The organism is Ensifer sp., assembly GCF_035999185.1.
In the GTDB taxonomy this organism is placed as follows: Bacteria; Pseudomonadota; Alphaproteobacteria; order Rhizobiales; family Rhizobiaceae; genus Ensifer.
Genome location: NZ_DASYHB010000150.1, coordinates 1 through 26421 on the forward strand (window position 1 = coordinate 1; position 26421 = coordinate 26421).

General features: G+C 62.9%; 23 protein-coding genes. 6 read left to right on the forward strand and 17 right to left on the reverse strand.

The genetic code is table 11. The features are described 5' to 3' along the window. Nucleotides 1-164 precede the first annotated feature (164 nt). Both VGO04_RS19635 and VGO04_RS19640 read left to right on the forward strand, forming a co-directional pair. Complete coding sequence (locus VGO04_RS19635) at nt 165-1484, forward strand: YeaH/YhbH family protein (RefSeq protein WP_327497642.1); 1320 nt, start codon at nt 165-167, stop codon at nt 1482-1484. 12 nt (nt 1485-1496) lie between these two features. Beyond that, the gene (locus VGO04_RS19640) at nt 1497-3044 is read left to right on the forward strand and encodes a SpoVR family protein (RefSeq protein WP_327497643.1); all 1548 of its coding nucleotides are present in this window, start codon (nt 1497-1499) and stop codon (nt 3042-3044) included. Between the two features lie 124 nt (nt 3045-3168). On the opposite strand, the gene VGO04_RS19645 is transcribed toward VGO04_RS19640, so the two are convergent. The 3 genes from VGO04_RS19645 to VGO04_RS19655 all read right to left on the reverse strand — a co-directional run bounded on the left by VGO04_RS19645 (nt 3169) and on the right by VGO04_RS19655 (nt 5210). Beyond that, nucleotides 3169-3660 carry an SRPBCC family protein gene (locus tag VGO04_RS19645; RefSeq protein ID WP_327497644.1) on the reverse strand — a complete coding sequence of 164 codons (492 nt, stop codon included), beginning with the start codon at nt 3658-3660 and terminating at the stop codon, nt 3169-3171. Next, complete coding sequence (locus VGO04_RS19650; RefSeq protein WP_327497645.1) at nt 3641-4003, reverse strand: metalloregulator ArsR/SmtB family transcription factor; 363 nt, start codon at nt 4001-4003, stop codon at nt 3641-3643. Before VGO04_RS19650 ends, VGO04_RS19645 begins: the two co-directional genes overlap by 20 nt. 289 nt (nt 4004-4292) lie before the next feature. Beyond that, entirely contained in the window at nt 4293-5210 is a 918-nt protein-coding gene (locus tag VGO04_RS19655) for a LysR family transcriptional regulator (RefSeq protein ID WP_327497646.1), read from the reverse strand. 316 nt (nt 5211-5526) lie between these two features. Here VGO04_RS19655 and VGO04_RS19660 point away from each other — a divergent pair, with 316 nt between their 5' ends. Together VGO04_RS19660 and VGO04_RS19665 are read left to right on the forward strand one after the other, a co-directional pair. Continuing rightward, the gene (locus VGO04_RS19660) at nt 5527-7980 is read left to right on the forward strand and encodes a penicillin-binding protein 1A (protein WP_327497647.1); all 2454 of its coding nucleotides are present in this window, start codon (nt 5527-5529) and stop codon (nt 7978-7980) included. A 1-nt stretch (nt 7981) separates the two neighbouring features. Next, complete coding sequence (locus tag VGO04_RS19665) at nt 7982-9718, forward strand: penicillin-binding protein 2 (RefSeq protein WP_327497648.1); 1737 nt, start codon at nt 7982-7984, stop codon at nt 9716-9718. Nucleotides 9719-9797: 79 nt separating this feature from the next. On the opposite strand, the gene VGO04_RS19670 is transcribed toward VGO04_RS19665, so the two are convergent. The 7 genes from VGO04_RS19670 to VGO04_RS19700 are packed head-to-tail and all read right to left on the reverse strand — an operon-like array spanning nt 9798 to nt 16456. Then, nucleotides 9798-10853, reverse strand: a complete 1056-nt coding sequence (locus tag VGO04_RS19670; RefSeq protein WP_327497649.1) for an ABC transporter substrate-binding protein — start codon at nt 10851-10853, stop codon at nt 9798-9800. A gap of 17 nt (nt 10854-10870) precedes the next feature. Next, nucleotides 10871-12013, reverse strand: coding sequence for an FAD-dependent oxidoreductase (locus VGO04_RS19675; protein WP_327497650.1), 1143 nt, complete (start codon nt 12011-12013; stop codon nt 10871-10873). After that, nucleotides 12010-13413 (reverse strand): FAD/NAD(P)-binding oxidoreductase, encoded by a 1404-nt coding sequence (locus tag VGO04_RS19680; RefSeq protein WP_327497651.1) that lies wholly within the window; start codon nt 13411-13413, stop codon nt 12010-12012. The genes VGO04_RS19675 and VGO04_RS19680 overlap by 4 nt, the downstream gene beginning before the upstream one ends. Beyond that, a complete protein-coding gene (locus VGO04_RS19685) occupies nt 13406-13720 on the reverse strand; it encodes a (2Fe-2S)-binding protein (RefSeq protein WP_327497652.1) in 315 nt (104 codons plus the stop codon). Before VGO04_RS19685 ends, VGO04_RS19680 begins: the two co-directional genes overlap by 8 nt. Nucleotides 13721-13726: 6 nt before the next feature. Next, nucleotides 13727-14521: an ABC transporter permease gene (locus VGO04_RS19690; RefSeq protein WP_327497653.1), complete on the reverse strand. Its 795-nt coding sequence runs from the start codon at nt 14519-14521 to the stop codon at nt 13727-13729. Between the two features lie 4 nt (nt 14522-14525). Continuing rightward, nucleotides 14526-15398: an ABC transporter permease gene (locus tag VGO04_RS19695; protein WP_327497654.1), complete on the reverse strand. Its 873-nt coding sequence runs from the start codon at nt 15396-15398 to the stop codon at nt 14526-14528. Continuing rightward, nucleotides 15398-16456, reverse strand: a complete 1059-nt coding sequence (locus VGO04_RS19700; RefSeq protein WP_327497655.1) for an ABC transporter ATP-binding protein — start codon at nt 16454-16456, stop codon at nt 15398-15400. The genes VGO04_RS19695 and VGO04_RS19700 overlap by 1 nt, the downstream gene beginning before the upstream one ends. A 336-nt stretch (nt 16457-16792) precedes the next feature. On the opposite strand from VGO04_RS19700, the gene VGO04_RS19705 reads away from it, so the two are divergent. Next, complete coding sequence (locus VGO04_RS19705; protein WP_327497656.1) at nt 16793-17617, forward strand: IclR family transcriptional regulator; 825 nt, start codon at nt 16793-16795, stop codon at nt 17615-17617. A 71-nt stretch (nt 17618-17688) separates the two neighbouring features. On the opposite strand, the gene VGO04_RS19710 is transcribed toward VGO04_RS19705, so the two are convergent. The 6 genes from VGO04_RS19710 to VGO04_RS19735 form a co-directional block, all read right to left on the reverse strand. Further along, nucleotides 17689-18777 carry a glycoside hydrolase family 88/105 protein gene (locus VGO04_RS19710; protein ID WP_327497657.1) on the reverse strand — a complete coding sequence of 363 codons (1089 nt, stop codon included), beginning with the start codon at nt 18775-18777 and terminating at the stop codon, nt 17689-17691. Between the two features lie 8 nt (nt 18778-18785). Next, nucleotides 18786-20339 (reverse strand): glycoside hydrolase family 28 protein, encoded by a 1554-nt coding sequence (locus VGO04_RS19715; RefSeq protein ID WP_327497658.1) that lies wholly within the window; start codon nt 20337-20339, stop codon nt 18786-18788. Between the two features lie 73 nt (nt 20340-20412). Beyond that, nucleotides 20413-21678, reverse strand: coding sequence for an ABC transporter substrate-binding protein (locus VGO04_RS19720; RefSeq protein WP_327497659.1), 1266 nt, complete (start codon nt 21676-21678; stop codon nt 20413-20415). Nucleotides 21679-21718: 40 nt separating this feature from the next. Beyond that, the gene (locus VGO04_RS19725) at nt 21719-22813 is read right to left on the reverse strand and encodes a sn-glycerol-3-phosphate ABC transporter ATP-binding protein UgpC (RefSeq protein ID WP_327497660.1); all 1095 of its coding nucleotides are present in this window, start codon (nt 22811-22813) and stop codon (nt 21719-21721) included. A 2-nt stretch (nt 22814-22815) separates the two neighbouring features. Further along, entirely contained in the window at nt 22816-23700 is an 885-nt protein-coding gene (locus tag VGO04_RS19730) for a carbohydrate ABC transporter permease (RefSeq protein ID WP_327497661.1), read from the reverse strand. A gap of 3 nt (nt 23701-23703) precedes the next feature. Then, nucleotides 23704-24585: a sugar ABC transporter permease gene (locus tag VGO04_RS19735; RefSeq protein ID WP_327497662.1), complete on the reverse strand. Its 882-nt coding sequence runs from the start codon at nt 24583-24585 to the stop codon at nt 23704-23706. A gap of 212 nt (nt 24586-24797) precedes the next feature. Here VGO04_RS19735 and VGO04_RS19740 point away from each other — a divergent pair, with 212 nt between their 5' ends. Continuing rightward, complete coding sequence (locus VGO04_RS19740; RefSeq protein ID WP_327497663.1) at nt 24798-25745, forward strand: AraC family transcriptional regulator; 948 nt, start codon at nt 24798-24800, stop codon at nt 25743-25745. A gap of 144 nt (nt 25746-25889) precedes the next feature. On the opposite strand, the gene VGO04_RS19745 is transcribed toward VGO04_RS19740, so the two are convergent. Then, on the reverse strand, nt 25890-26421 hold a 532-nt coding region (locus VGO04_RS19745), incomplete at its 5' end, for a dihydrodipicolinate synthase family protein (RefSeq protein WP_327497664.1).

Consider the following 26421-nt stretch of genomic DNA (forward strand, 5'->3'; position numbering starts at 1 on the left):
CAGCTTCGGCTCGAAGAAGGACAGCTCGACCGAGAAACAGCATGCCGAATTCGTCCAGCGCATGACCCAGCGCGGCTACACCGAGCGTCAGGTCCGGCGACTGGTCGACTGGTACATGCGGGTCAACAAGGCGGGCTGACGATGCCGAAGCAGGGGATTGGTATATGCCGAATTTCATCGACCGGCGGCTCAATCCGAAGGATAAAAGCCTCGGCAACCGACAGCGTTTTCTGAAGCGGGCCCGCGAAGAACTCAAGCGGGTCATCAAGGAACAAGTCAAGTCGGACAGGATCATCGACGTCGATGCGGCACACGGCGTGCCGATGCCGAGCGATGGTGCCAACGAGCCGACCTTCCAGCCGTCGCGCGGCAGCGGCGAGCGCAATTACGTGCTTCCCGGCAACAAGGAGTTTTCGGCAGGCGACCGCCTGCCGAAACCGGAGGCCGGCGGCGGTGGTGGCGGCAAGGGCAAGCCTGGCCGCGGCGAGAGCGACGACGAATTCCAGTTCATCCTGTCGCGCGAGGAGGTGCTCGATCTCTTCTTCGAGGACCTCGAGTTGCCCGATATGGTCAAGCTCAGCCTCAAGGAAACGGTCACCTTCAAGCCCCGACGTGCCGGCTTTGCCACAGCGGGAACGCCGACGAACATCAATGTCGGGCGAACGATGCGCAACAGTTTCGGCCGGCGCCTTGCGCTGCACCGGCCGAAGGAAAAGGAGCTGACGGCGATCACGGACGAGATCGCCCAGCTGGAGGCGGAGCCCGAGCCGACGGCAAAGGACCGCCAGCGGCTGCGCGAACTGCGCGGCGAGCTAGAGAGGATCGAGAAGAAGCGGCGACGCATTCCCTATGTCGACCCCGTTGACATCCGCTTCAACCGCTTCGAGCAGCAGCCGCTGCCCAACGCCAACGCCGTCATGTTCTGCCTGATGGACGTGTCGGCATCCATGGGCGAGCGCGAAAAGGACCTCGCCAAGCGCTTCTTCGTGCTGCTGCACCTGTTTCTGAAACGCCGCTATGAGCGCATCGACATCGTCTTCATCCGCCATACGGACGAGGCGCGCGAAGTCGACGAACAGACCTTCTTCTACAGCACCCAGAGCGGCGGCACGATCGTATCGACAGCACTTGAGGAGATGATCCGGATCGTCGAGGACCGCTACCCTTCGCAGATCTGGAACATCTATGCCGCCCAGGCGTCGGACGGCGACAACATCATCGGCGACAGCGAGCATTGCGCCGCACTGCTGAGGGAAAAGCTGACGAAGCTCTGCCAGTACTATGCCTATGTCGAAATCATCGACGAGCGCGAAACGGAAATCTTCGGGTCGACGGACAACGGCACGGCACTCTGGCGCGCCTATCGCACGGTCGACGGCGAGAAATCGAACTTCCAGATGACCCGGATCGCCAAGCCCGGCGACATCTACCCGGTTTTCCGCCGGCTCTTTGCCCGGCAACCGGCCACACGCACACGGAAATGAGGGGGAGACTGGATGGCACGACGCGCGACTTCAGGTCTCCTGTTCCAGGGTTCTGACTGGAACTTCACGACGCTGTCCCGCGCCTATGAGGCGATCGAAACGATCGCGCTCGAAGAAATGGGCCTCAGCGTCTATCCGAACCAGTTGGAGATCATCACCTCCGAGCAGATGCTCGACGCCTATTCCTCGGTCGGCATGCCGCTGATGTACCAGCACTGGTCCTTCGGCAAGCGCTTTGCCTATGAGGAGCACCACTACCGCAAGGGGCACCGCGGCCTCGCCTACGAGCTGGTGATCAACTCAAACCCGTGCATCACCTACCTCATGGAAGAAAACACCATGGCCATGCAGGCGCTGGTGACCGCGCATGCCGCCTTCGGCCACAACCACTTCTTCAAGAACAACTACCTGTTTCGCCAATGGACCGACGCCGGCGCCATTCTCAGCTACATGGACTTTGCCAAGAAATACGTGATGAAGTGCGAGGAGCGGCATGGCAACGCGGCCGTCGAGGCGATCCTCGATTCCGCCCATGCGCTGATGGACCAGGGCGTTTTCCGCTATCGCCGCCCGCCGCGACTTTCCTCCGAAAAGGTGCGTGAAAGAGCGCGCGAGCGGCTGGAATACGAGGAGCAGACCTATAGCGACCTCTGGCGGACGCTGCCGCAAGTGGCCGAAAACCGCGACCCGGCAGAGGCCGAGCGTGACGCCTCCGAGCGCAAGAAGGTGCTCAACCTGCCGGAAGAGAACCTGCTCTACTTCCTCGAAAAGCACAGTCTGATCCTGGAGCCCTGGCAGCGCGAGTTGCTGCGGATCGTGCGGGTCATCGCGCAATACTTTTCACCTCAGCGCCAGACGAAGGTAATGAACGAGGGCTGCGCCACCTTCGTGCACTACACCATCATCAACCGGCTTTACGACCAGGGCAGGATCGGCGAAGGCCACATGCTAGAACTCTTGCAGAGCCACTCCAACGTCGTGTTCCAGCCGGATTTCGACGACCGGCGCTATCCCGGCATCAACCCTTACGCGCTGGGCTTTGCGATGATGCAGGACATCCAGCGTATTGCCACCGAGCCGACGGCGGAAGACCGCGACTGGTTCCCGTCCTTTGCCGGCAATGGCGACTGGATGGAGACGCTGCGTGACGCCTGGGCAAACCACCGCGACGAGTCCTTCGTCCTGCAGTATCTGAGCCCGGCAGTGATGCGCAAATTCCGCCTGTTCCAGCTCGCCGATCGCTCCTCCGACCGATTTGTCGAGGTCGCTTCGATCCACAACGAGCGCGGCTATTCGGCCGTCCGCTCGGCGCTCGCCAACAGCTACGACGTTGCCGCCAACCAGCCGGACATCCAGGTGATGGACGTCGACCTGCTCGGAGACCGGCAGCTGCGACTACAGCACAATATCAAGCATGGCATCCTGCTCGACGAAGGCAGCCGTGACGCGACCATGCGCCATATCCGTCACCTCTGGGGTTATGAAGTGAGCCTTGCCGGCGTCGACGCACAGACGGGCCGCACTGTCTATGAGTGCTCGACGGCCAAGGCTGCGGAGTGAACGGCGGCGAAGAAGCCCCCGACAGGGAGATATCAGACCCGACGCGCAAACCATGCTTTTGGCTTGCGATGTCATCATAAGAATTCGCATCAGCCATTAACAAAATTTGGCCTCGCACGCGCAGTCACGCGCGCGTTTCCAGGTTGACCAGAAGTTCGTCCAGTTGCTCGAACTGCTCGGGCATCACGTCTTCCATGCCGACGAAAGCCTCGTCGAGCGCTTCCTTCGACGGGTAGAATTCCCTAAGGACCAGCAGCGTCGTGCCATCCTTTTCCTCGAAGGTGACCGTCGTCACGGCGCCGTCATCACCCTCGTCATTGGTCCAGACGATGCGCGAAGGCGGCGACACTTCGAGGTATTTGCCGAAGAAGGACATGGCCTGCGAGGCGTCGTGCCCGAACGCAATGCGATAGCTGCCGCCGGTGCGAACATCCATTTCGCAAGAGTGAATCGGGACACCATGCGACTTCGGCGCCCACCACAGCTTGAACAATTCGGGCTTGGTCCACGCGTCGAATACGAGGCGAACCGGGGCATTGAAAACGCGCGTCACGACAAGTTCGCGCTCGGACCGCCGTTCGACGGCCGTGCGGCCGTTACTCGCCCTGTGACCCATCGACTTTCTCCTTCCGCTTCAAGGCTTCAACGACGTCGTCGAGTGCGTCGAAGCGTGCGTTCCAAATCTGGCGGCGCGCCTCGATCCAGGCCGCCTCTTCCTCAAGCCCTCGAAGGCCAATCCGGCAAGTGCGGACGCGCCCGACCTTCTCCGTGGTGACCAGCCCCGCATGCTCCAGGACGCCGACATGCTTCTTCATGCCGGTAAGCGTCATGTGGAACTTCTCGGCAAGCTCCGTGATGGAAGCTTCCCCGCTTCCGAGCCGCTCCAGAACGCCGCGTCGGGTTGCGTCCGCGAGCGCGGCAAAGGAAGCATCAAGGCGATCTGTCGAAAACTGAACCATCTGGTTCAGTATCTAGCACGCGGATCGGCCTCATGCAAGGGGACGCGATCGACCGAACCTGCATGCAGCCCTTGGCCGTAGCGGGCCAAAGGCAAAACGATCAAGTAAATCAGCGGATTATGGCGACCTTTGCATGCCCGACGGCCTGCTCGGCGTTGGCAAAGCGCAACGACATCAGGCCTTCCTGGCGTCCGCCATTGGCCGATAACGGACGACGTCTGGGCGTCATCATGGTGTCGGGAGCTTTGGCCACAGCATCAAATTTCTGCAGCGGCCGCCTGAAAAGACGTCAGCCTGCGGCGCCGGCCAACGTAACCGGCATAGTGGCCGCCTCTTGCTCTGCCGCAGCTGTGAGCCAATCGTGAAAGGCTTTCATCGCCGGGGTGACGGATCGCGACTTCAGCCGCGTCAGCCAATAGCTTCCCATCGATGTATGAACATCGAAGGGCTGCCGGATCGTTCCGTCCGTCAGCAGCCGCGAAAACATCAGCGGCGGCGCCAGCGCCACGCCGATGCCTTGCGCGGCAGCCTCCATCATCGCCAGCGAGCTATCGAAGACGATGCCCTTCAACAGCGGCGCCGGATAGGCGATGCCCGCCGCCTCGAACCAGGTAACCCATTCGTCGGCGCGGTAGGAGCGAAGCAGCGTCTCGTTGAGCAGATCGGCCGGCGCGGCCAGTCTGTCGGCGATCTCGGGGATGCAGAGCACGGAGAGCGGCGCTTCGAACAGGCGCGTCGCCTCGATGTTGTGCCAGGAGCCGCCGCCGAAGCGAATGGCGAAATCGAGACCTTCTGCGGCCATGTCGACGCGGTTGTTGTTGGTCGACAAGCGAACGTCGATGAACGGATGCTTCGCCTGAAAATCGGCAAGCCGCGGCAATAGCCAGCCGACGGCGAAGGTGCCGACAGCGCCGATCATCAGCACTTCGCGGATGTGGCCAGCCTCGAAGCGTTCGAGCATGTCGGCCATCCGGTCGAAACTGTCGCGCAAGACCGGCAACAGCGCCTCGCCCTCTGCCGTGATCATAAGCCCGCGAGGCAGCCGCTTGAACAGCGTCACGCTCAGACGGCTTTCAAGCAGCTTGACCTGATGGCTGACGGCAGCCTGCGTCACGCACAGTTCGATCGCCGCGCGGGTAAAGCTCAAGTGCCGCGCAGAAGCCTCGAAGGCGCGCAACGCATTGAGCGGAAGATATGGCCTGACCATCGATGCCCTAGCTCAGTTAATGGGTGTCGCAAATAAACGTGGTTTGTTGCGCAAGCACAATCCCCTTACGGTGAAGTTGTTCGGCTGGCTCCGCCGTGCCCCGTAGCCCTCGACGCGAGGAAGTGGCGCGGCGAGCCGAGCGACGTTCGAAGGATTGATCCATGCGCCGCATCATCGCCCCGTAGCAGCCGCCCGCGCATCATCGCCGAAGTCGGCATCCTCGACGCCGAAGCCCGTTTTTCACACACGTCGTCAGCCGCACGGTCAGCCGTGCCGGCCGGACGGTCGTTTGCCATGAAGGTCCGTTCCGCCCGTTATGAAACTCGTTGCAAATGTGCTTGGCACCGTCCTCAATCTTGCGACCGTCGTCGCACTGGCCTCGGCGACGCTGGTCGCAGCGCTGACCCGAAACCTGCCCGACCACCGGACCCTTGCAAACTGGGAACCGGCGGTGACCACCCGCCTTTATGCCAGTGACGGCACGATGGTCGGAGAACTGGCAAGGGAACGCCGGCTGTTCCTGCCGATCGGCGCCATCCCTGCCCGTGTCCGCCAGGCGTTCCTTTCGGCCGAGGACAAGAATTTCTACACCCATCCTGGCATCGACATCACCAGCGTCGGCACTGCACTTTTTGCCAACCTTGCTAATTTCGGATCGGGCCGGCGGATGATCGGTGGCTCGACGATCACCCAGCAGATCGCCAAGAACTTCCTGCTCTCCTCGGACCGGACGGTCGAGCGCAAGCTGCGCGAGGCGGTCCTCTCGCTGCGCATCGACCAGACCTATTCCAAGGACCGCATCCTCGAACTCTATCTCAACGACATCTATCTCGGGCTCGGCGCCTACGGCGTCGCGCAGGCGTCGTTGACCTATTTTGACAGGCCGGTCAGCGAGTTGTCGGTATCGCAAGCGGCCTTTCTCGCCGCCTTGCCGAAAGGTCCCAACAATTACGACCCTTACCGTCACGCGGCGCGTGCAACGGAACGGCGCAACTGGGTCATCGAACAGATGCGGCAGAACGGCTTCATCGATGGCCGGGCCGCCGCCAGGGCGATCGCGGCCCCGCTCGGCGTAAAATCCCGCGTCCCGGCAGCAAGTGTCGCTGCCGCAGACTATTTCACCGAAGACGTCCGCCGTCAGCTCAACGCTCAGTACGGCGATGCAGCACTTTACACCGCCGGCTTTTCGGTTCGCACCACGCTCGATCCGCGATTGCAGGCGGCAGCCATGAAAGCGCTGCGCAAGGGGCTTGTCGCCTACGACCAGGCGAAGGGCTATCGCGGCCCGGTCGAGCGCCTTGCCTCCACAGCGGACTGGTCAGCAGCACTCGCCAAGCTGCGACCGCTTTCCGACGTGCCCGAATGGCGGCTGGGCGTGGTGCTCGCCGCGGGAAAGACGGACGCCGAGATCGGACTCCGCCCAGAGCCCAGGCCAACAGACGGGACCACGCCGGCAGAGACCATAAGCCTCGGTCGCGACGGCGCGACATGGGCACTCTGCCGTTCGGCCAAGGGAAAGCGGGATTGTGCCGCAGGCGTCGACGGCATTCTGTCGCCCGGCGACGTCGTTTATGTCGAAAAACAGGAAAACGGCTACGTGCTGCGCCAGCCGCCGCTCGTGCAAGGCGCGCTCGTCTCCATGGACCCGAACACCGGCCGCGTGCTTGCCGTTGCCGGGGGTTTCTCCTACGCCCAATCGGAATTCAACCGCGCGACCCAAGCCTATCGCCAGCCCGGTTCCTCCTTCAAGCCCTTCGTCTACGCCGCAGCGCTCGACAACGGCTATGCACCGACGACGCTGGTGATGGACGCGCCGATCGCGCTTGCCGATGGTGCCGGCCGGACCTGGAAGCCGAAAAACTATGACGGCCGTTTCAGCGGCCCATCCACGTTGCGCGTCGGGCTGGAGAACAGCCGCAACCTGATGACGGTGCGTCTCGCCCGTCATCTGGGCATGGATCTCGTCGCCGACTACGGCAAGCGCTTCGGCATCTATGACGAACTCAAGCCCTATCTGCCCATGTCGCTCGGCGCCGGCGAAACCACACTCTTGCGGCTGGTCTCCGCCTACGCGGTCATTGCCAATGGCGGCAAGGCGGTGACGCCTTCGATGATCGACCGCATCCAGGACCGCTACGGCCGCACCATCTTCCGCCATGACCAGCGCCGCTGCGACGATTGCAATGCGCCCGAATGGAGCGATCAGGAAGAGCCGGTGCCGGCCGATAACCGCGACTATGTACTCGATCCGATGACCGCCTATCAGGTCACCTCAATGCTGCGCGGCGTGGTCGAGCGCGGAACTGCCCGGAATGTCGGCACCCTCGGCGTTCCGATCGCGGGAAAGACCGGCACCACCAACGACGAAAAGGACGTCTGGTTCGTCGGCTTTACCCCCAACATCGTCACCGGCGTGTTCCTCGGCTACGACACGCCGAAACCAATGGGCAATGGCGAAACCGGCGGGGGCCTGGCAGCGCCCGTTTTCATCGACTTCATGAAGACAGCCCTTCAGGGACGCCCAGCGGCCGACTTCCATGCGCCATCGGGGATGACGATCGAGGCGATCGACAGGAAGAACGGCCAGCCGGTGCCGGAGGGCACGCCGGGTGCCATTCTCGAGGCCTTCAAGCCGGGAACGGCACCATGCGCCGGTGGCTGCTCCGTCATCGACGGCTTCGAGACGGCAAGCACGTCGGCCACCGCCGACGCCGAGCTTTCGCCGGACCTGCGCGAAAAGCTTCTCACCAACGGCAACGGGCTCTACTGACATGGCGCGCCAGCTCCAACTCCGCCCGGATCGTCGTGGCAGGCTCCTGTTTGTGATCGGCGCATTCGCGCTCGTCTTCGGCCTCATGCTCGCGCGCCTCGTCCAGCTTGGCGTCGCGGACTATGAGCGGACCGGCTACATCCCACCACCGCCGAGCCTCGGCCGCCCGTCGATCCTTGACCGAAACGGCAATCTGCTAGCGATCGATGTGCCGAGTTCCGGGCTTTATGCCGAACCACGGCTGATCGTCGACGTCAACGAGGCCGTCGAGAAACTGACCGCGATCTTTCCGGAACTGGATGGGGGCGACCTCTACCGACGGCTGAAGAGTGGTGCTGCCTTTGCCTGGATCAAGCGCCAGGTAACACCGGCCGAGGAGCAGTCCGTCTGGAATGCCGGCATTCCGGCCGTCGGTTTCCAGCGCGAGAAACAGCGGTTTTATCCCAACGGCTCGCTTGCCGCCCATGTGCTCGGCACCGTCGACATCGACAATATCGGCATCGCCGGCATCGAGCGCTGGATCGAGGGTCAAGGACTGGAAGTCCTGCGCCAAAGCGGCATGGATCTCTCGCACCGCAATCTCGAACCGGTGAGCGTGACGCTCGACATCCGTATCCAGCATGCGCTCGAAACCGAGCTTCGCAAGGCGATTGTCAAGTTCAGCGCCAAGGCGGGCGCCGGCCTGGTGCTCGATGTCACCAATGGCGAGATCCTGGCGCTCGTTTCCTATCCCGATTTCGATCCGAACCTGCCGGTCGACGCACTCAAACCCGATCGTATCAACCGCATTGCGGCTGCCACCTTCGAGATGGGCTCGACCTTCAAGGCGCTGACGACGGCGATGGCGCTCGACTCCGGGCAATTTACCCTTCGCTCGGTCATCGACGCCAGCAGACCGCTCGCCTTCGGCCGCTTCCGCATCAACGACTACCGCGGCCAGCACCGACCGCTGACGCTGCCGGAAGCCTTCATCTATTCGTCCAATATTTCGATGGCGAAGATGGCGATCGCCATAGGTCCGGAAAACCTCAAGGCCTTCCTCGGACGCTTCGGCCAGATGTCGCGGCTGACGACCGAACTGCCCGAAAGCGCCCATCCGCAGCTGCCGCGGCGCTGGGGCGAGATCGACACGGCAACTGCCTCCTATGGCCACGGCATTGCCGTCACACCGCTGCAGGCGAGTATCGCGGTGGCAGCGCTCGTTAATGGCGGCCGACTGATCCGGCCGACGCTGATCAAGGGCGCGCCGCTCGAAGATCGCATGATCGCGCGTGACCTGATCAAACCCGAGACGGGCGAGGCGCTTCGCTATCTGCTGCGGCTCAACGCCAAGACCGGCTCGGCGAAACGGGCTGAGGTCAAAGGTTACTTCATCGGCGGCAAGACCGGCACGGCCGAGAAGGTGATCGGTGGCCGCTATTCCAAGGAGCTCAACATCACATCCTTCATGGGCGTCGTTCCCGTGGACAATCCGCGCTACCTGCTGCTCACCCTGCTCGACGAACCGAAGGGCCTGCCGGAAACCTACGGCTTCCGCACCTCCGGCTGGAACGCAACACCACTCGGCGGCGCGGTCTTCGAGCGCATCCTGCCGATGCTCCAGCTGATGCCCGATTTCGAGATCGCCGATGTCAGCTTCCCCGAGATCAGCGACCAGGGCGCCTTCGGCTCGCAGCTTTTCCCGTCCTCGACGAGCACAGGCGAGCGCAACAGCGCTGCGATCAACGGCGCACTTTGATGCCGCCTGCCCCAAATGCAGCAACGCCCCCGCGTCTCCGCGGGGGCGTGCGCATGTGCGAACAAAGGTTAGCCTTTACTTACCTTTCGATCATGCGGTTCCAGCGCTTGTTCCATTCCTGACGGTTCTGGTTGATCGCATCCCAATCGAGGACCTTGGCGGTTTCCATATTGGTCTTGAACGTCGAAAGCTTCGCGTTCGCGGCATCCGTGCCGGCCTTGGCATTGACGTTCGACGGGATGATGTTGCCGTTGTCGAGCGCCAGGCTCTGCGCTTCGGCCGACAGCAGGTAGTGGGCGAGCTTCTGGCTGAGTTCCGGTTCGCTGTTGTTGGCAATCACGCATTCGGTGACGGCAAGCACGACGGAGCCTTCCTTCGGCTGGGCGTATTCGACCGGGATCCCCTTGTCCTTCAGGTTGTTGACGGCCGTCGGCGTCAGCGGGAAGATCGCGGCCTCGCCGGTCTGCACCATCTCCGAGATCTTGGCCGAGCTCGGGATGAACTCGATGACGTTCTTGCCGATCGTGTCGGAGAACTTCTCAAAGCCCGGCTCGACATTGGTCTCGCTGCCGCCCTGGATGCGGTTGAACATCAGGAAGGCGTGCAGACCGAAGCTGGAAGCGGAAGCGGACTGGAAGACGACGGCGTTTTCGAACTTCGGATCGGCCATATCCATCCAGGAGGTCGGCGCCGGCCAACCCTTCTCGTCGAAGAGCTTCTTGTTGTAGGCAAGACCGGTCATGCCCATGTCGACGCCGATTGCCATGTCGTCCTTCAGGCGGGCAGCCGGCTGGATCTGGTCGAGAACCGGGTCGGCGGCGATCTTCTGGCAGAGGCCACCACCGATGGCGCGCACCATCACGCCGTCATCGAGCAGCATGACATGCATCTGCGGATTGTCCTTGGCGGCCGTCGCCTTGGCGAGGATATCGGCCGAGGTGCCGGGCACGACGACGACCTTGACGTCGTTCGCCTTCTCGAAGGGCGGCAGCACGTGCTCGGTATAGGCGCGCTCGAAGTTGCCGCCGTTCATGCCGATGTAAAGCGTCTTGGTTTCCGCCGACGCGGCGTTCTGCTGGACGACAAAGGCCAGAAGCGCGAGGGCCGTGGTTTTAGTAAGCCGTTGGTCGATCATGGTATTCCCCTTTCTGTTTACAACGAGGCTGCAGTTTCGACCGCCACCTTGCGGAAGCGGCCAATGGAAAAGGCTTGAATGGGTGTGGTCGTGCACCCGTCGGTGACGAGCTCTGACAGCACCTCGCCGACAGCGGGCGCGGTCTGAAAGCCGGCACCGCAAAAGCCGAAGGCGTGGAAAAGTCCGGATGTCGTTTCGCTTGGGCCGATCACCGGGTTGCCATCGGGCATCTCGGCTTCAGTGCCGGACCAGAAGCGGATGACCTGGGCATCCGCCAGATGCGGGAAGAGCGCGATGGCGCGTTGCATCACGGAGGACGCAGCTGTCACCGACGGGCGCGAATAATCCGGATCGCCAAGCGGCAGGCCGCGGCCACCGCCCATGACATAGTTTCCGCGCGCCACCTGCCGGCCGTAGAAGCTGCCGCCTTGCTCGCCCATGCTGACCGGCAGGCGCAGCGGCAAAGGCTCGGTGACGACCATCGACGGGTAGATCCGCGTCAGTGGTACCACTTCGCCGAAATGCGCTGCAAAGCGATCGGACCAGGCACCGGCGGAATTGACGAGCTGTCGACAGCGGATCTCTATCCCGTCACCGGCGAGGATGGCAAAGCCGTTGCCCGTCGTTGTGACTTCGCGCACCGCCGTCTGCTCCAGCACGGTGACACCGGCACGCTCGGCGGCTCGTGCGAAAGCGGGCGCCACGAGGCGCGGATTGGCATGGCCGTCATCGGGGCAGAGCGAAGCGCCCACCGCCTTCGCCGAAAGCCAGGGAAACCGCTCAGCCAACGCCGATCCGCCGACGATTTCGAGCCCAAGACCGTAATCCCTTACCGTCTCGGCATAGGCTTCTAGCTTGGCGAAATCCTTCTCGGTGCGGGCGAGCTTCAGATGACCGGAGCGGACATATTCCGCATCGATGCCGATCATCGCCTTCAGCTGGGGCCAGATCCGGTGTGCCCTTTGCGACAGCGGCAATTGCTCCGGTGAGCGTCCCTGGCGGCGCACGCCGCCATAGTTCACGCCGCTCGCCTGAGCACCGCAATAGCCCTTGTCGACAAGCGCGACCGAAAGCCCGGCCTTGCGCATGGCGAGCGCCGCGGAGCTGCCGACCAGCCCGCCGCCGATGATCGCGACGTCGACGGAGATGCGCCGGCTCATGAGCGGACCTCCGCCTCGACACGCCCGCCAAAGCCGAGCGGGATCGGCTTCACCGGCGCCTGAGCGCGCAGGCGACCAACCTCGCCCGTGGAGGTGCCACAGGCACCACTCAGCAGTTCGGTCGCGGCAGCAGAGCACATCCGTCCCTGGCAGCGCCCCATGCCGACACGGCTTAGAGCCTTCAGGCGGTTGATCTCGGTGATTGATCCTGACGCAATGGCCCGGCGCCCCTCGGCAACGGTGATTTCTTCGCAACGGCAAAGCGTCGTTTCGTCCGGAACGGTTTCGAACCAGTCATCCGGGAAGGGAAAGGCCCGCCCGAGGATGTCGCGCTGGCGCAGGATCGCCTCGCGTGCCGTAACCAGGCCCGCCGCATCCGCCGACGCTCGCCCCGTGTCCTCGAGCAGAGCCGCGGCTGCAAGTTCGCCCGAGACTTCCGCGGCATCCGCACCGGCAATACCGCTGCCATCGCCGGCAACATAGACGTCCGATCGGCTCGTGCGTCCGAACGCATCGCGCTCCGGCAGCCAAACGCGGTCGCGCGCATCGAAGCGGAAACGGCACCCGGCAAGATCGGCAAGCTGGGTCTCGGGCCTTAGCGCGAAGCCATAGGCGAGCGCATCACAGGCGATCGTCTCGACAGCTTCGCCTCTAAGCTTGCGGCGACGGTAGCGAAGACCTTCGACCTGCGACCCGCCCAGGACCGCCTCGGGCCTCACGCCGTAGCGGATCTTTACACCGGCGAGCTGAAGCTGCAGCCCGTAGAAGAGGCCGAGCGCGACGATCCGCGGCGCATGAACGGCGAGCGAAAGCAGGTGGCGCTTCGATGTAACGGGTGCGGTATCGAGCACGGCTTCAACACGCGCGCCGGCCTTCATGTATTGCCAGGCAACGAGATAGAGCAAAGGGCCGGACCCCATGAAGACGACGCGGTCGCCAATCGTGCAGCCTTGCGCCTTGAGTGCCGTCTGCGAGGCGCCAAGCGTATAGACGCCTGGCGTCGTCCATCCAGGGAACGGCAGGACACGATCGGTCGCGCCGGTGCAGAGGATCAACTGCGAAAAACCGATCTGGCGGTGCGCACCTGATGAGAGAACGTCAAGCTGATTGCCGCGTTCGGGTGCCGAAATGTTCCAGACGAGCGTTTCTGGTCGGTAGTCGATGTCTGGCAACAGCGCCTCGAAGGCCCGGTGCAACCTTTGTGCTTTGTCCGCTTCCGAACCATAGCGGCTTCGGTAGGATCGTCCGTCCTCGATCAGCGGCCGGCGATAGATCTGGCCGCCAGCGCGTTGGCCTTCGTCGAGCACGATCGGTCTGAGACCGGCGCGGACGAGGCGCTCGGCGGCGCGAATTCCAGCCGGGCCGGCACCGACGATGACGGGTGGCAACCGCTCACTCATGGGCTGCCTTTGCCGCGGCGCGCATGTCGGTGATGAAGGTCATGCCCGGCTCCAGCGCCGTGCTACAGGCCCTGATGCGACTGCCGTTCGCCAACATCACGTAACAATCCTGGCAGGCACCGATCAGGCAGAAGCCGGCGCGGTCCTCGCCGGAGAATTCGCTCTGGCGGAGGCGGCCGCTGACCGACAGGATTGCCGTCAGCACCGTGTCGCCGCGGAGCCCGGTTTCGGCCATGCCGTTCAGCGTGAAGGGCACGGGTGTCTCGTCCAGCCGGTAGCGCCGGCGAAATTGTGCATGCATCGTCATCGGATATCAGCCCTTGCCCACCAGGAGCCGGTCGAGACCGAACAGGCGATCGAGAATGATCATGGTGACGGTTGCGAGCGCGATCATCAGCGTCGAGACGGCGGCCATCATCGGGTCGATGGATTCGCTGGCATACATGTACATGCGCACCGGCAAGGTGACCGTCGACGGCGAGGTCACGAAGATCGACATGGTCAGTTCGTCGAAGCTGTTGATGAAGGCGAGCAGCCAGCCGCCACTGATGCCCGGCACCATGAGCGGCATGGTGATCCGGTGAAACACCGTCCATTCGGCCGCTCCGAGCGTGCGCGCTGCATTCTCGGCGTTACGGTCCATGCTGGTGAGCGACGCAAGGATCAGCCGCAGCGTATAGGGCGTGACGACGATCGCGTGGGTGGCGACCAACCAGCCGAAGGATCCGCCCATGCCCATCAGCGAGAACAGCCGCAGGAAGGCAACGCCGAGAACCAGGTGCGGGATGATCAGCGGCGACAGGAACAGCGCATTCAGCGCCTCGCGGCCGCGGAACTCGTAGCGGGTGATCGCCAGCGCCGCCGGCACGGCGAACACGGTGGAGATCGTCGCCGAAAGCAGCGCCAGCCGGACGCTGTTTCCGAAGGAGGACATGAAGTCGGCGTGGTGGAAGACCGCCTCGAACCAGCGCAACGACAGCCCGTTCCAGGGCATCGCCAGCGTGTTTTCCGGCGTGAAGGCAACGAGGCAGACCACGACCATCGGCGCCAGCATGAAGACGACGACGAGGCTATGGAAGGCGAGAGCGATGGGGCCGTTTCTCTGCATGGCTTCAACCCAGCTTGCGTTTTGCCTGCCGCTCGATGAGGCGGTTATAGGCAAGCATGATGACGAGATTGGCGACGAGGACGATGATCGCGATGGTGGCGCCAAGCGGCCAGTTCAGCTCGATCAGGAACTCGTCGTAGACGAGCGTTGCCGCCATTTTCAGCCGCCGGCCGCCGAGTAGCCCGGGGATGGCAAAGGAGCTCGCCGAAAGCGCAAAGACGATCAGGCTGCCGGAGAGAATACCGAGGGAAGCCTGCGGGAAGACGATGCGGCGTAGCGCCGTGAAGCGCGAGGCACCAAGCGTCAGCGCCGCCGCCTCGACCGTCGGGTCGAGCTTCTGCAGCACGGTCCAGACGGGGATTACCATGAACGGCAGCATGATGTGCACGAGGCCGATGACGATCGCTGTCTCCGTGTAGAGAAGCTGGACCGGCTCGAGACCGACGAGGGCGAGCGCGCTGTTCACGAAGCCGTTCTTGCCGAGCAGCATGCTCCAGCCGAAGGTGCGCACCACCACGGAGACGAGCAGCGGCCCGATGATGACCAGGAGGAAAATCGACCGCCAGGGCTTGCGCATGTTCGAGAGGATGTAGGCCTCCGGCACGCCGATCAGCACGGTGATAACAGTCGTCAGAAGCGCCAGGCGCAGCGTGCGCCAGAAGGTCGAAAGGTAATATTCGTCCTGCAGCACCGTCAGGTAATTGGCGAAGGTGAAATCGCTCTGGATCCCGGCCGTGTAATCGTAGCTGTTGAAGGAGAGGATAACCGTCAGCAGCAGCGGCAACAGGACGAGGCCGATGAAGAACAGGGTCGTCGGCCCGGATAGGGCCAGGGGCGCGAGCAGTCGCGGCTTGATCGCGGAGGTGGCGGCGCTCATCACTTGGCCGCTCCAGCCAGCACGCGACAATCGGCGCTCTGCCAGGCGAGCCCGACGGTTTCGCCCTCGACCGGCGGCGGCGCACCGAGATTGGGAACGGCAACGGCAAGGACGCCCGCCGGCGTCTCGGCGCTGACCAGCCACTGGCTACCCATGAAGTAGCGCGTCGTCACCTTGCCCTGGATCTGGCCTTCGGCCGGCGCCGTCAGCCGCAGCTTTTCCGGGCGGATGAACACCGAGACCTTGCCATCCGGCTCGCGGCGATCGGTATTGAAACGGATCTGTGTGTTGTCGATGCTGATCGCAGCACCCTTGCCGTTGAAGGCCGAGGTCGCACGCAGGAAGTTCGACTTGCCGACGAAGGACGAGATGAAGTCGTTGCGCGGATGCTCGTAGAGTTCGTAGGGCGTATCGACCTGGGTGATGCGCCCCTTTTCCATGACGACAACGCGGTCGCTGATCGATAGCGCTTCGGCCTGGTCATGGGTCACCATGATGGTGGTAATACCGACGGTCTGCTGGATGCGGCGCAGTTCGAACTGCATCTCCTCGCGAAGCTGGGCATCGAGGTTCGACAGCGGCTCATCGAGCAAGAGTACGGGCGGGTTGATGACAAGCGCGCGGGCAATCGCCACGCGCTGGCGCTGGCCACCGGACATTTCGCGCGGGTACCGATCGGCAAGCGCCGAGAGATGGACCAGCGCCAGGATTTCCTTGATGCGCCTGTCGCGTTCCGCCTTCGCGACCTTGCGCATCTCGAGGCCGAAGGAGACGTTCTGCGCGACGGTCATGTGCGGAAAGAGCGCGTAGCTCTGAAAGACGACACCAAGCTCTCGCTTGGGCGGCGGCAGATGGGTGATGTCGCGCCCGCCCATGGTAATCGTGCCGGCGGAAGGACGCACGAGCCCCGTGATCATCTGGAGGGTCGTGGTCTTGCCGCAGCCGGAGGGGCCGAGCAGCGAGATGAACTCGCCTTTTTCAACCGCCAGACCGAAATCATGAACGGCCGCGACCGGTCCATAGAACTTGGAGACCTTATCGAGGTTCAGAAAACTCATGCGCACTCTCCCCTTTGTCGCTCCCCCCTGACATCGCCTGCCCCGTTTTTCTTGTCGGCGATCCCGGCGGCTGCGACACGTCGTCAACCATCAGACCTCCTCTCAAGTGGCATGATCTCCGCGGCGCGCGATCGCGCCGATGAAGACACAGTTGCGCGGTCGCGACAGCGGCACGGCTATCCACGCTTTGGTGCATCCACCCCTTGAGGAAAGGCTTGTGAATTAACTCAAGGAAATTGACGAAAAACACAAACGCAATTTTCTATTTCGGAATTTTTTGTTAGAAAAGTCCGATATACGGAATCTTGTCATGTGAATTTCGAGAGAATTGTGCGAATGTCGGAATCAGAGAATGCAGGAAGCTCCAGCCTCGGGAAGGCAATCCATATCCTGAAAGACCTCGCGGAAAACGCGACGGAGGGTGTGCGGGTGATCGATCTCGCGCGCAGGCTGAATCTCACCCAGCCGTCGGCGCATCGGCTGCTGAAGAGCCTGATTGCCGAAGGGCTCGTCGAGCAGATGCCGGACAGCAAATCCTATCGCCTGTCGCTGGAGTTCTTCTCGATCGCCTCGCAGGCGCGAAGGCGCGAAGGCATCCTCGACATCGCCCGGCCGTCGCTCCTGAGGCTGTCCGCCACCTTCAACGACACCGTTTTCCTGCTGGTGCGCAGCAATTTCGACGCGATCTGCCTCGACCGCGTCGAAGGCCCCTTCCCGATCCGCTCCTTTACCGGCGACATCGGCGGCAAGGTGCCGCTCGGCATCGGCCAGGGCAGTATCGCCATTCTGGCCCACCTGCCGGAGGAAGAGCGCGAGGCGATCATCAAGTTCAACATGCCGCGCATCATGGATCGCGCCGCGATCGACGAGGTGGACCTGCGCATCAAGATCGAGGAAGTCAGGCGGATCGGCGCCGCCCAGATGAACTTCGAGATGATCGAGGGCATGGCCGGCCTCGGCGTGCCGGTGCTTGACCGCAACGGCATTGCGGTTGCCTCGCTCAGCATCGGTACGCTCGCCTCGCGGCTGACGGAAACGCGAAGCGGCACAATCACCGATCTCCTGAAGACCGAAGCGCAGGCCATCAGCAGCAAGTTAAACCCCTTCGACCCGACGCTGCGCTACCCGGCTTCGGCGCTACGCGCCGCGCAGAAGAGCTGACACCGATTGCCGCCGAGCGGGAGGCGCGCGCCAGCGATCGCCATCGCTCGAAGGCACGAGGGATTTGCCGTTCAATCGCAGGCTCTCAGGCTCTCAGCGAAGGCCATCATCAGTGGCCCGACGCCCTTGGCGTCATCGGCAACCACCTGTTCCGAAAGGTAATAGCCGGGCGAGCCATCCCGGTAATTGCCTTCGAAGCCGCCAAGGCCGGCGACACCGACGATTGTCGTCAATCGCATGATGCCATCGATGTCGGCAACGAGACGCCTGGAAAGCAACGCGTCGAGGGCGTGGCCGCCAGCGGCAACCGCTCGTTCGCGTTCCGCCAGACCCAACCGCGCCGCGCGCAATAATGCGTAGGCAAACATGGCCGAGGCAGAGCTTTCCTCGTAGTTGCCCTCAAGATCGGGTTCGTCGAGCACCTGCATCCAGAGACCGGACGGCGCCTGGCGCGCCATCAGGTCTCGAAGCAGCATACGGGTTCTCTCTCGCAGCGCTGCGGTCGCGCTGTCGTCGGGCAGAAGAGCGAGCGCATCGACAAGCGCCATCGCCAGCCATCCGACGGCACGGGCCCAGACCGCCGGCGACTTGCCCGTTACCGGGTCGGCCCAACGCTGCTTCCGGCTATCGTCATAACCGTGCACATAGAGGCCCTTCGCGGTCGCCGTGAGCGCGAGTGCCGTTGAAAACTGCTGAAGCGCGTCAGTGACAAGCGCCGGCTTGTTGTTCGCAAGCGCATATTCGATCTGAAACGGCAGGCCCATATAGAGCCCATCAAGCCAGACCTGGTGCGGGTAACGCTTCTTGTGCCAGTAGTTTCCCGCAAGGATGCGCGGATGGGTCTCGAGTTGACCTGCGAGATGATCGGCCGCTTTTCGGTAGCGGGGATCACCTGTTTCTAGGGCCAGCGGAAACAGCGTGCGGCCCGCGAGAATGTGGTCGATGTTGTACTCGTCGGGATCATAGCCGGAGAGCGTGCCGTCAGCTGCGACCTGAGGATCGATCAGCCGGTGCAAATGATCGCTCCAACGCTTCTCGCCGGTCGCCTCGAAAAGGAGGCGAAGACCGCGGTAGATGCAGCCATCCTCGTAGCACCAGCTTCCGCCCTTGTAGGGGCTATAGCGTTGTGCGAACTGATCGAAATAGGCGGTCGGGTCCATGGGATATCTCATTCAAAGGAAACGGAGATTGCGGCCTGGCTGAGAAGATCCGGTTCGTCGCAGTCGACCTCGGCGCGCTCGAAGACAACCGTCTCGTGCCGCATGGGCCGGACCCGGTCGGCCATGATCGGCGGCAAGGCGTGCGCATCCGCGCGATAGGACGTGATCTTCAGGCGACGAATTTTGATGTTGCGGATCGGTGATTCCGGCAGGCCGAGAAACGCGCCTGCGGCGTGGGCGAGATTGCGGATCTCGACGTCCTCGATGGTGACGCCATCAATGACAGGCGTCCCCGCATCGACCAGCAAAGGCTGGCGCGACTGCACCCGGTCGTCGTGGCCATCCATATCGCAATGGTAATGGGCATTGGCGGAAAGCGCCGTCTCGACGCCATCGAGAAGAACCCGGCGCATGGCGATATCGCTGATGGAGCCGCCGCGCCCTCGGCGCGTCTTCAGGCGCAGGCCCCGGTCCGTGCCGACCATTTCGCAGTCCTCGACGGCGACATCGTGCACGCCGCCCGACATTTCCGAACCGATGACAAGGCCGCCGTGGCCGCGTTCCATCAGGCAATGGGTGACGCGCACGCCGCGGGTTTCGGCCAGATGATCGTCTTCCCCGTTCGGACCGCGCTTACCGGCTTTGACGGCGATGCAGTCGTCACCGACCGAGAAACGTACGCCGGTGATCGCGACGTCATGGCAGCTTTCGGGGTTGAAGCCATCGGTGTTGGGGCTGTCGGGCGGCGCGACGACTGTAAGGCCCGCGGCAACCAGCCCGCTACAGCCCTGCGGATGGATCGTCCAGGACGGTGCGTTGCGGATCGTAAATCCGAGCAGCTTGGTATCACGGCAGGAAATGAGATGCAGCCCACGCGGGCGGCGCGCCCCGTCGCGGGTTTCCTTTGGCCAGGTCCACCAATCACCCCCGTCGCCCGAGCCATCGAGCGTGCCCTCGCCCTCGATCACCAGATCGTCAGCGCCAATCGCATGGACCGGCGCGGCAAAACAGGCGGCCGGCAGTCCTTCCCAGCTTCCAAGCATGCTGCCGGTTTCGTCACGCGCCGCAAGGATGGGCCAACCGGCGCGAGCAGACGGCGCCCGCAGAACCGCGCCCTTGGAGAGATGCAGGGTCATGCTGCTCTTCAGGCTCACCGGAAAGGCCGTCCAGTCTCCCACCGGCAGACGAAGCGTTCCGCCCTTGGGCACGGCCCCGAGCGCACGCGCCAAGGCGGCAGCGTTCGCACGAGCACCCTCGATGTCGTCGTGGGCGATATCCGGCAAGAGACCGAAATCGGTGGCATCGACCAGACCGGTACAGGCCACCATCTCGAACTCCAGCGGCAGGAACCCCTCGACCTCGAGCCGGTAGCGACAACCGGGGCAAAGGTCGTGAAACAGTGTCACGACCGTCGTGGCCCCGCCTTCGCGCGCTTCGCCGGCCCCGGCGATCGGCAACAGCCGCCACGACGCACGCTTGGGCAGGCGGTAGAGCGCTCCGGCTGCAGGCAGGCAAAGCGCTGCCGTTCGCGCCGACAGCGCGATGATGGACGGTCGGATCATGGTCTCTTTCTCTTGGCTGTTTATCCCGCGAAACGGGGCCTGCCGCGGCAGACCGCGGCGGGCAATCTGATGATCAATCGAACTCGGCGAGCACGTCGTTCACAGTATCGATGATCTGAACGGCGGCCTCATCCGCCTTGAGTTGGCCATAGGCATATTCCTCGAGCGTATCGATAAACGCAGCGCGCACTTCCGGATGCTCGTTGAAAGGTGAGACGGCCGGGCCGCTCGCAGCGATGACGATCGCGTTTGCAGCGCGCACCTCCGGCTCGCCCTTGTCACCGAGGCGCGCAGCCGCCGCCTTCGACGCCGGCAGGCCGCGCGACGTGCCAAGCGCGTCGATGCCTTCCGGTTCGTTCAGCAAGCAATTGACGATCTGGGCGGCGGCCGCCGGATCCTTGGAATTTTTGGAGATGGAGAACACCATCGAGGGCTTGCGGTAGACGCCTTCAGTGACCGCATCCGGGAGCTTCAACATTGCCACGGGCTTCAGCACCTGGCCGTCCTTCAACGGATCGGCATATTTCGAATAGGTCGAGTCCCACTCGTAGGAACCGGCGATTTTGCCCTCCGCCCAGGCCGGCTTCTCGAACAGATTGACGTTGCCATCGGCCGCCTCCTCCTTCTGCGAGCGGATTGCGCCGGTCTCTACCAGTTTGCCAATGAACGAAATGCCTTCTGCGAGTTCCTCCGGCGTCCAGGCGACGCGGTTGGTCGCAGGATCAACCAGGTCTTTGCCGGTCTTCTGGACGACAGCCAGGGTCGTCAAGAGTTGCGCCGTCTCCTTGACGGCGTTGAAGGTGTAGTAGTCCTTGCCGAGTTTCTCCTTGATGGTCGCGGTGGCGGCGAAAAACTCGTCCCAGCTTTTCGGAACGGCGACGCCGGCTTTCTCGAAGGTCGTGGCATTGAAGAAGAAGACACGGCCGGTGGTCGAGACGGAGAGGCCCTGCAGCACGCCGTTCATCGAGCCGGCCGACAGGTCCGCTTCGCTCCAGTTGGAGAGGTCGATGGCCCCAAGCTTGCGCAGATCGGCGAAACCGTCGCCGTTTTTCGAGAACAAGGGCAGCCACGGCCAGTTGACCTGGATGATGTCGGCCTCGGTCTTTCCGGCCATCTGGGTCGTCAGCTTTTCAAGGTAGCCGTCAAAGCCGGTGAATTCCCCCTTGACCGTGTGGCCGTATTTTTCGCCGCAGGCGGCAATCGCCTTCCGGGTGGCGAGATGGCGGCTCTCACCGCCCCACCAGGCCATGCGCAGTTCGGCGGCGTGCGCTATGGTTCCGAGTGCCAGGACGCCATAGGCAACGCTGGCCAGTGCTGCGATCGTTCTCTTCATTTTCATTGGACTTCTCCTCCTTGGATCTGGGCCGAACGCTGCCTCCTCACAGCGAGACGTTACGGCCATCGGTTTTGTCGAAAAGATGCAGGTGTGCAGGATCCGGACGCAGGCGGATCACGTCCGATCGCCCAAGCGCCTCGAACTCGGCGGCACCGACGACGCTCACGAGCTTGCGCCCCTCGAGATCGGCATGGAGATAGACCTCGTGCCCCATGAACTCGGCGTTGGTGAGCCTTGCAGCGAGACCCTGCCCGTCGGCGGCGAGCGCAAGATGCTGTGGGCGCATGCCGAGCACGGCTTCAGCGGGGCGGGTCGAAAGTCTGCCTTCCAGATTGGCGCCGAGCGTCAGGCGCTGGCTGCCGATCCGCAGTTCGCTGCCTTCGAACGCCGCATCGACAAGGTTCATCTCGGGACTGCCGATGAAGCCGGCGACAAACAGGTTTGCCGGACGATTGTAGAGTTCCTTCGGTGTCGCCACCTGCATGATATGGCCCGACTGCATGACGCAGATCCGGTCACCCATGGTCATCGCTTCCGTCTGGTCATGCGTCACGTAGATGACCGTCGACGACAGGCCTTCGGCCTTTAACTGGCGGTGCAGGTCGGTGATGCGCACCCGCATCGAGGCGCGCAGCTTGGCGTCGAGATTGGACAGCGGCTCGTCGAACAGAAAGACGCCTGGCTTCTTGATGAGGGCGCGCCCGAGCGCCACGCGCTGCGCCTGGCCGCCGGAAAGCTGCTTCGGCAGACGATCGAGCAGCGGTTCGATCTCGAGGATCCGCGCCACATGGTTGATGGCTGCCTCGATCTCCGCCTTCGGCTTGCCGGCGATCTTCAGCCCGAAGGCGAGGTTGCCACGGACCTTCATGTGCGGATAGAGCGCGTAATTCTGGAACACCATCGCGATCGAGCGCTTGCCGGGCGGCAAATCGTTGACGCGCTGGTCGCCGATGACGATTTCGCCGCCCGTGATTTCCTCGAGCCCCGCGACCATGCGCAGGGTGGTGGACTTGGCGCAGCCGGACGGGCCGACGAAAACCATGAACTCGCCATCCTCGATATCGAGGTTGATGCCGTGGACCGCCTTGAAGGCGCCGCCATAAACCTTCTCGAGGTCTTTCAGTTGAACCTTTGCCATGGTCAGCCTTTGACTCCCCCGGAGGAGATCCCTTCAATGAAGTATCGTTGCGCAGCGAAGAACACGACGAGAGCGGGCGTGATGGTCAGCACCGACATCGCGAGGATGCGGTTCCACTCAAAAGCTTCCGTCGTATCGATGGAGAGTTTGAGCGCGAGGCTCACGGGATACTTGTCGACCGATGACAGATAGATCAGCGGGCCGAGGAAGTCGTTCATCGTCCACATGAACTGGAACAGGCAGACGGAGATCAGCGCGGGCGCCAGCATCGGAACGACGATGTAGACGAGCGTCTGCAGACTGTTGGCCCCATCGACGCGTGCTGCCTCTTCCATGTCTGACGGCAGCGAGCGCAGGAACTGCACCAGCATGAAGACGAAGAACGCGTCGCCCGCGAAGGCCGAGGGCACCCAGAGCGGCAGGAAACTGTCGAGCCAGCCGAGATCGCGAAACAGGATGTATTGCGGGATGCGCGTCACCACGTTCGGCAAAAGCAGGATCGCGATCACCGAAGCGAAGAGGACCTTCTTGAACGGGAAGTCGAAGCGCGCGAAGGCATAGGCCGCCATGGTGCAGGAGATGGCCGTGCCGATCACCTTCGGCAGGATGATCAGGAACGAGTTCCAGAAGAACCGGCCGAACGTGTAGGGCGTCGAGGTCTGCCAGCCCTTGATGTAACCGTCGGCAGTCGGATAGTCGGGCAGGAAGCCGGCGCCGGCGAAAATCTCCGAATTGGTCTTGAAGCTCGCGCCGACCAGCCAGATCAGCGGATAGAGCATGACGAAACCGACCGCAAAGAGCAGGACGTAGCGGACCGTCGTCGACAGCAGGCGAAGCCTTGCCCTGCGGGTTGCCTGCTGGCCGTTGAAGGTTTGGAGATCGGCCATGGCTCAGTTCCTCTTGTCGCCGGCGTAGTAGACCCACTTCTTCGAGGACCAGAAGGCCACGAGGGTCAGCACGGTGATGATGGTGAAGAGCACCCAGGCAATGGACGAGGCGTAGCCCATGTTGAACTTCTTGAACGCCTCGTCATAGATGTAGAGCGGCAGCAGATAGGTCGCCTTCAGCGGTCCACCCTGGGTGATGATGTAGGGGCCGTTGAACTCCTGGAACGCCTGGACCATCTGCATGATGAGGTTGAAGAAAATGACCGGCGTCAGCAGTGGCAGCGTGATCCAGAAGAAGGTCCGCACCTTGCCGGCGCCATCGATGGCGGCTGCCTCATAGAGCGACTTGTCGATGGATTGCAGCGCGGCCAGGAAAATCACCATGGCCGAACCGAACTGCCAGCAGCGCAGAAGCGTGATGGTGAAGAGCGCGTTGGTCGGGTCGCCGAACCAATCGACCGGTGCGAGCCCCAGCGTCGCGAGCACCATGTTCGCAAGTCCCTCCGAGGCAAAGACATAGCGCCACAGCACGGCGATCGCGATCGAACCTCCAAGGATCGACGGCACGTAGAAGGCCGTGCGGAAGAGACCGATGAACTTCAGCCGGTAGTTCAGGATCGCTGCGATAAAGAGCGCAAAGGCAAGCTTCAGCGGAACGGTCAGGAACACGTAGATGAGCGTCACGTTCAACGATTTGATGAAGGTGCGGTCACGGGTGAAGAGCCGTTCGTAGTTGGCAAGCCCCGTCCATCGCGGCTCGCTCATCAGGTCGTAGCGGGTGAAGCTCAGGTAGAACGAGCCGATGAACGGAATGGCCGTGAAGATCAAAAGCCCGATGATGTAGGGCGCGAGATAGCCGAGCCCGAGAAGCCGCTGCCCTTTCATGCCCTTCCTCCCGGACGGCACCGAAGCGCTGCTTTCAAAGATACAGTTTCGTACAAATTATGCTCCCGGATCGGCGCAGAGAAATAGGGGATCTATCCCTTCCCCCTGCAAACCGATCTCTCCTCCCTGGCGATACGGTGCGCATAAGCGGTTTATGCGGTGACAATCGCCCATCTCTCCTGCAGAATGAATTCACAAAGGCGAGGAAAAAGATGGACGAAATTGAAGGTGGAATTCTCTCCGCGATTCCCCCGGCAGCACTCACCCTCAATCTGACGCGCGCCGCAATCCGCATGGAGCATTCGCACACCTGGCGGATCGACAAATCCAATGAGGTGGATGATCTCGTGATCTGTCTCGAAGGGCGCGGGCATTACCTGATCGACGGTGAACCGGTGGTCATGGAACCGGGTGACGCGATGCTGATTTCGCGCGGCCAGCGCTTCATTGGCTGGAATGAGGGCCGGGAGACCTATCTCGGCGTCGCGCAGCACTTCACGCTGAATATCTACGGGCGCCACGACCTGATCGCACAGATGAACCTGCTGCCGAAGCTGCGCCTCACGCGCTGGCACTTGCTCGAACCGCTCGCCCGACACTATCGCCAGAGCGCACCCCCGTCGTCCGTCACCCTCGGCCAGCACCATCTCTTCATGGTGCTGCTGATCGCCTTTATCGAGGATGCCTTCGTCAGTTGGCGGGACCACGCCACCTACCAGCCCGAAGGGGCCGACGCGATCGACCTTGCCGTCATGAAAGCTGCAACGATGATCTCCGCCAATCCGCTCGATCCGGAGATCGCGACCCGGGCGGTCGACGCCTCGCCGTACAATCGCGACTATTTCCTGCGCGAGTTCCAGAAGCGGGTAACCCGCACGCCGAGAAAATACCAGGAGCTGAAGCGTATGGAACGCGCCATGCACTTCCTCGAAGCCGGCCTTTCGGTGGCGGCTGCCGCCTCGGAAGTCGGCTATTCCGACCCCTACTACTTTTCCCGCATGTTCAAGCGGACCCTGGGTCTCAGTCCGCGCGATCACCTGAACAAGGTTCGCCAGAGCCGGGACGGAGGCCTGATGCAGCTTGATGAACCCGAGCAGGCAATGGCGCTTGCGACGCAATTCTCCATCCCGAAGTCCCCGTCTGCAACGCGTCCCGAATGACCGGAACTGCGAGCGCTTCCCAAAGATCCATCGGAAGCGCTCGCTCATCTCGGGAACGGAACGTTCAGGAAGCAGCGAGCGAGCGCCCCTGTTGCAAAGATGACGCTCGCCGCTATCAGTTATCGCGCCCGGCAAGGCGCACCATCACGCCTTGCGCTTGTGGGCGCCGATAAGCGCGTCAAGCATCTCGACTTCCGCACCCGTCAGGTCCTTGAGTGGCGGGCGCACGGAGCCGGTCTTGAAGCCCTGCAGGCGCACGCCGGCCTTGACCGCCGAGACCGCATAGCCCTTGGCGCGGTTGCGGATGGCCATGAACGGGTAGAAGAAATCGTTGAGGATGCGCTCACAGGTGGCGCGGTCGCCGCCGCGAAGCGCTGCGTAGAACTCGTTGGCAAGGCCGGGCACGAAGTTGAAGACGGCGGAGGAATAGGTGGTGAAGCCGGCGCCGAGATAGGCTTCGGCAAACAGTTCCGCCGTCGGCATGCCGCCGAGATAGGTCAGCCGGTCGCCCATCTTGGCGGTGACCTGGCGCACGAGACCGATGTCGCCGGTGCCGTCCTTGAAGCCGATGAGGTTCGGGCACTCGTCGCAAAGACGGGCGAGCGTATCGGCCTGCAGCACGGAGTTGTCGCGGTTATAGACCATGACGCCGATACCGACCGACTGGCAGATCTTC

Bases quoted from the DNA above. Each gene is read 5' to 3' on its own strand.
- VGO04_RS19660 (WP_327497647.1), top strand. From the start codon at position 5,527: ATGAAACTCGTTGCAAATGTGCTTGGCACCGTCCTCAATCTTGCGACC.
- VGO04_RS19665 (WP_327497648.1), top strand. From the start codon at position 7,982: ATGGCGCGCCAGCTCCAACTCCGCCCGGATCGTCGTGGCAGGCTCCTG.
- VGO04_RS19690 (WP_327497653.1), bottom strand. From the start codon at position 14,521: ATGCAGAGAAACGGCCCCATCGCTCTCGCCTTCCATAGCCTCGTCGTC.
- VGO04_RS19730 (WP_327497661.1), bottom strand. From the start codon at position 23,700: ATGGCCGATCTCCAAACCTTCAACGGCCAGCAGGCAACCCGCAGGGCA.
- VGO04_RS19685 (WP_327497652.1), bottom strand. From the start codon at position 13,720: ATGACGATGCATGCACAATTTCGCCGGCGCTACCGGCTGGACGAGACA.
- VGO04_RS19680 (WP_327497651.1), bottom strand. From the start codon at position 13,413: ATGAGTGAGCGGTTGCCACCCGTCATCGTCGGTGCCGGCCCGGCTGGA.
- VGO04_RS19655 (WP_327497646.1), bottom strand. From the start codon at position 5,210: ATGGTCAGGCCATATCTTCCGCTCAATGCGTTGCGCGCCTTCGAGGCT.
- VGO04_RS19740 (WP_327497663.1), top strand. From the start codon at position 24,798: ATGGACGAAATTGAAGGTGGAATTCTCTCCGCGATTCCCCCGGCAGCA.
- VGO04_RS19700 (WP_327497655.1), bottom strand. From the start codon at position 16,456: ATGAGTTTTCTGAACCTCGATAAGGTCTCCAAGTTCTATGGACCGGTC.
- VGO04_RS19675 (WP_327497650.1), bottom strand. From the start codon at position 12,013: ATGAGCCGGCGCATCTCCGTCGACGTCGCGATCATCGGCGGCGGGCTG.
- VGO04_RS19645 (WP_327497644.1), bottom strand. From the start codon at position 3,660: ATGGGTCACAGGGCGAGTAACGGCCGCACGGCCGTCGAACGGCGGTCC.
- VGO04_RS19640 (WP_327497643.1), top strand. From the start codon at position 1,497: ATGGCACGACGCGCGACTTCAGGTCTCCTGTTCCAGGGTTCTGACTGG.
- VGO04_RS19705 (WP_327497656.1), top strand. From the start codon at position 16,793: ATGTCGGAATCAGAGAATGCAGGAAGCTCCAGCCTCGGGAAGGCAATC.
- VGO04_RS19735 (WP_327497662.1), bottom strand. From the start codon at position 24,585: ATGAAAGGGCAGCGGCTTCTCGGGCTCGGCTATCTCGCGCCCTACATC.
- VGO04_RS19725 (WP_327497660.1), bottom strand. From the start codon at position 22,813: ATGGCAAAGGTTCAACTGAAAGACCTCGAGAAGGTTTATGGCGGCGCC.
- VGO04_RS19710 (WP_327497657.1), bottom strand. From the start codon at position 18,777: ATGGACCCGACCGCCTATTTCGATCAGTTCGCACAACGCTATAGCCCC.
- VGO04_RS19720 (WP_327497659.1), bottom strand. From the start codon at position 21,678: ATGAAAATGAAGAGAACGATCGCAGCACTGGCCAGCGTTGCCTATGGC.
- VGO04_RS19635 (WP_327497642.1), top strand. From the start codon at position 165: ATGCCGAATTTCATCGACCGGCGGCTCAATCCGAAGGATAAAAGCCTC.
- VGO04_RS19715 (WP_327497658.1), bottom strand. From the start codon at position 20,339: ATGATCCGACCGTCCATCATCGCGCTGTCGGCGCGAACGGCAGCGCTT.
- VGO04_RS19650 (WP_327497645.1), bottom strand. From the start codon at position 4,003: ATGGTTCAGTTTTCGACAGATCGCCTTGATGCTTCCTTTGCCGCGCTC.
- VGO04_RS19670 (WP_327497649.1), bottom strand. From the start codon at position 10,853: ATGATCGACCAACGGCTTACTAAAACCACGGCCCTCGCGCTTCTGGCC.
- VGO04_RS19695 (WP_327497654.1), bottom strand. From the start codon at position 15,398: ATGAGCGCCGCCACCTCCGCGATCAAGCCGCGACTGCTCGCGCCCCTG.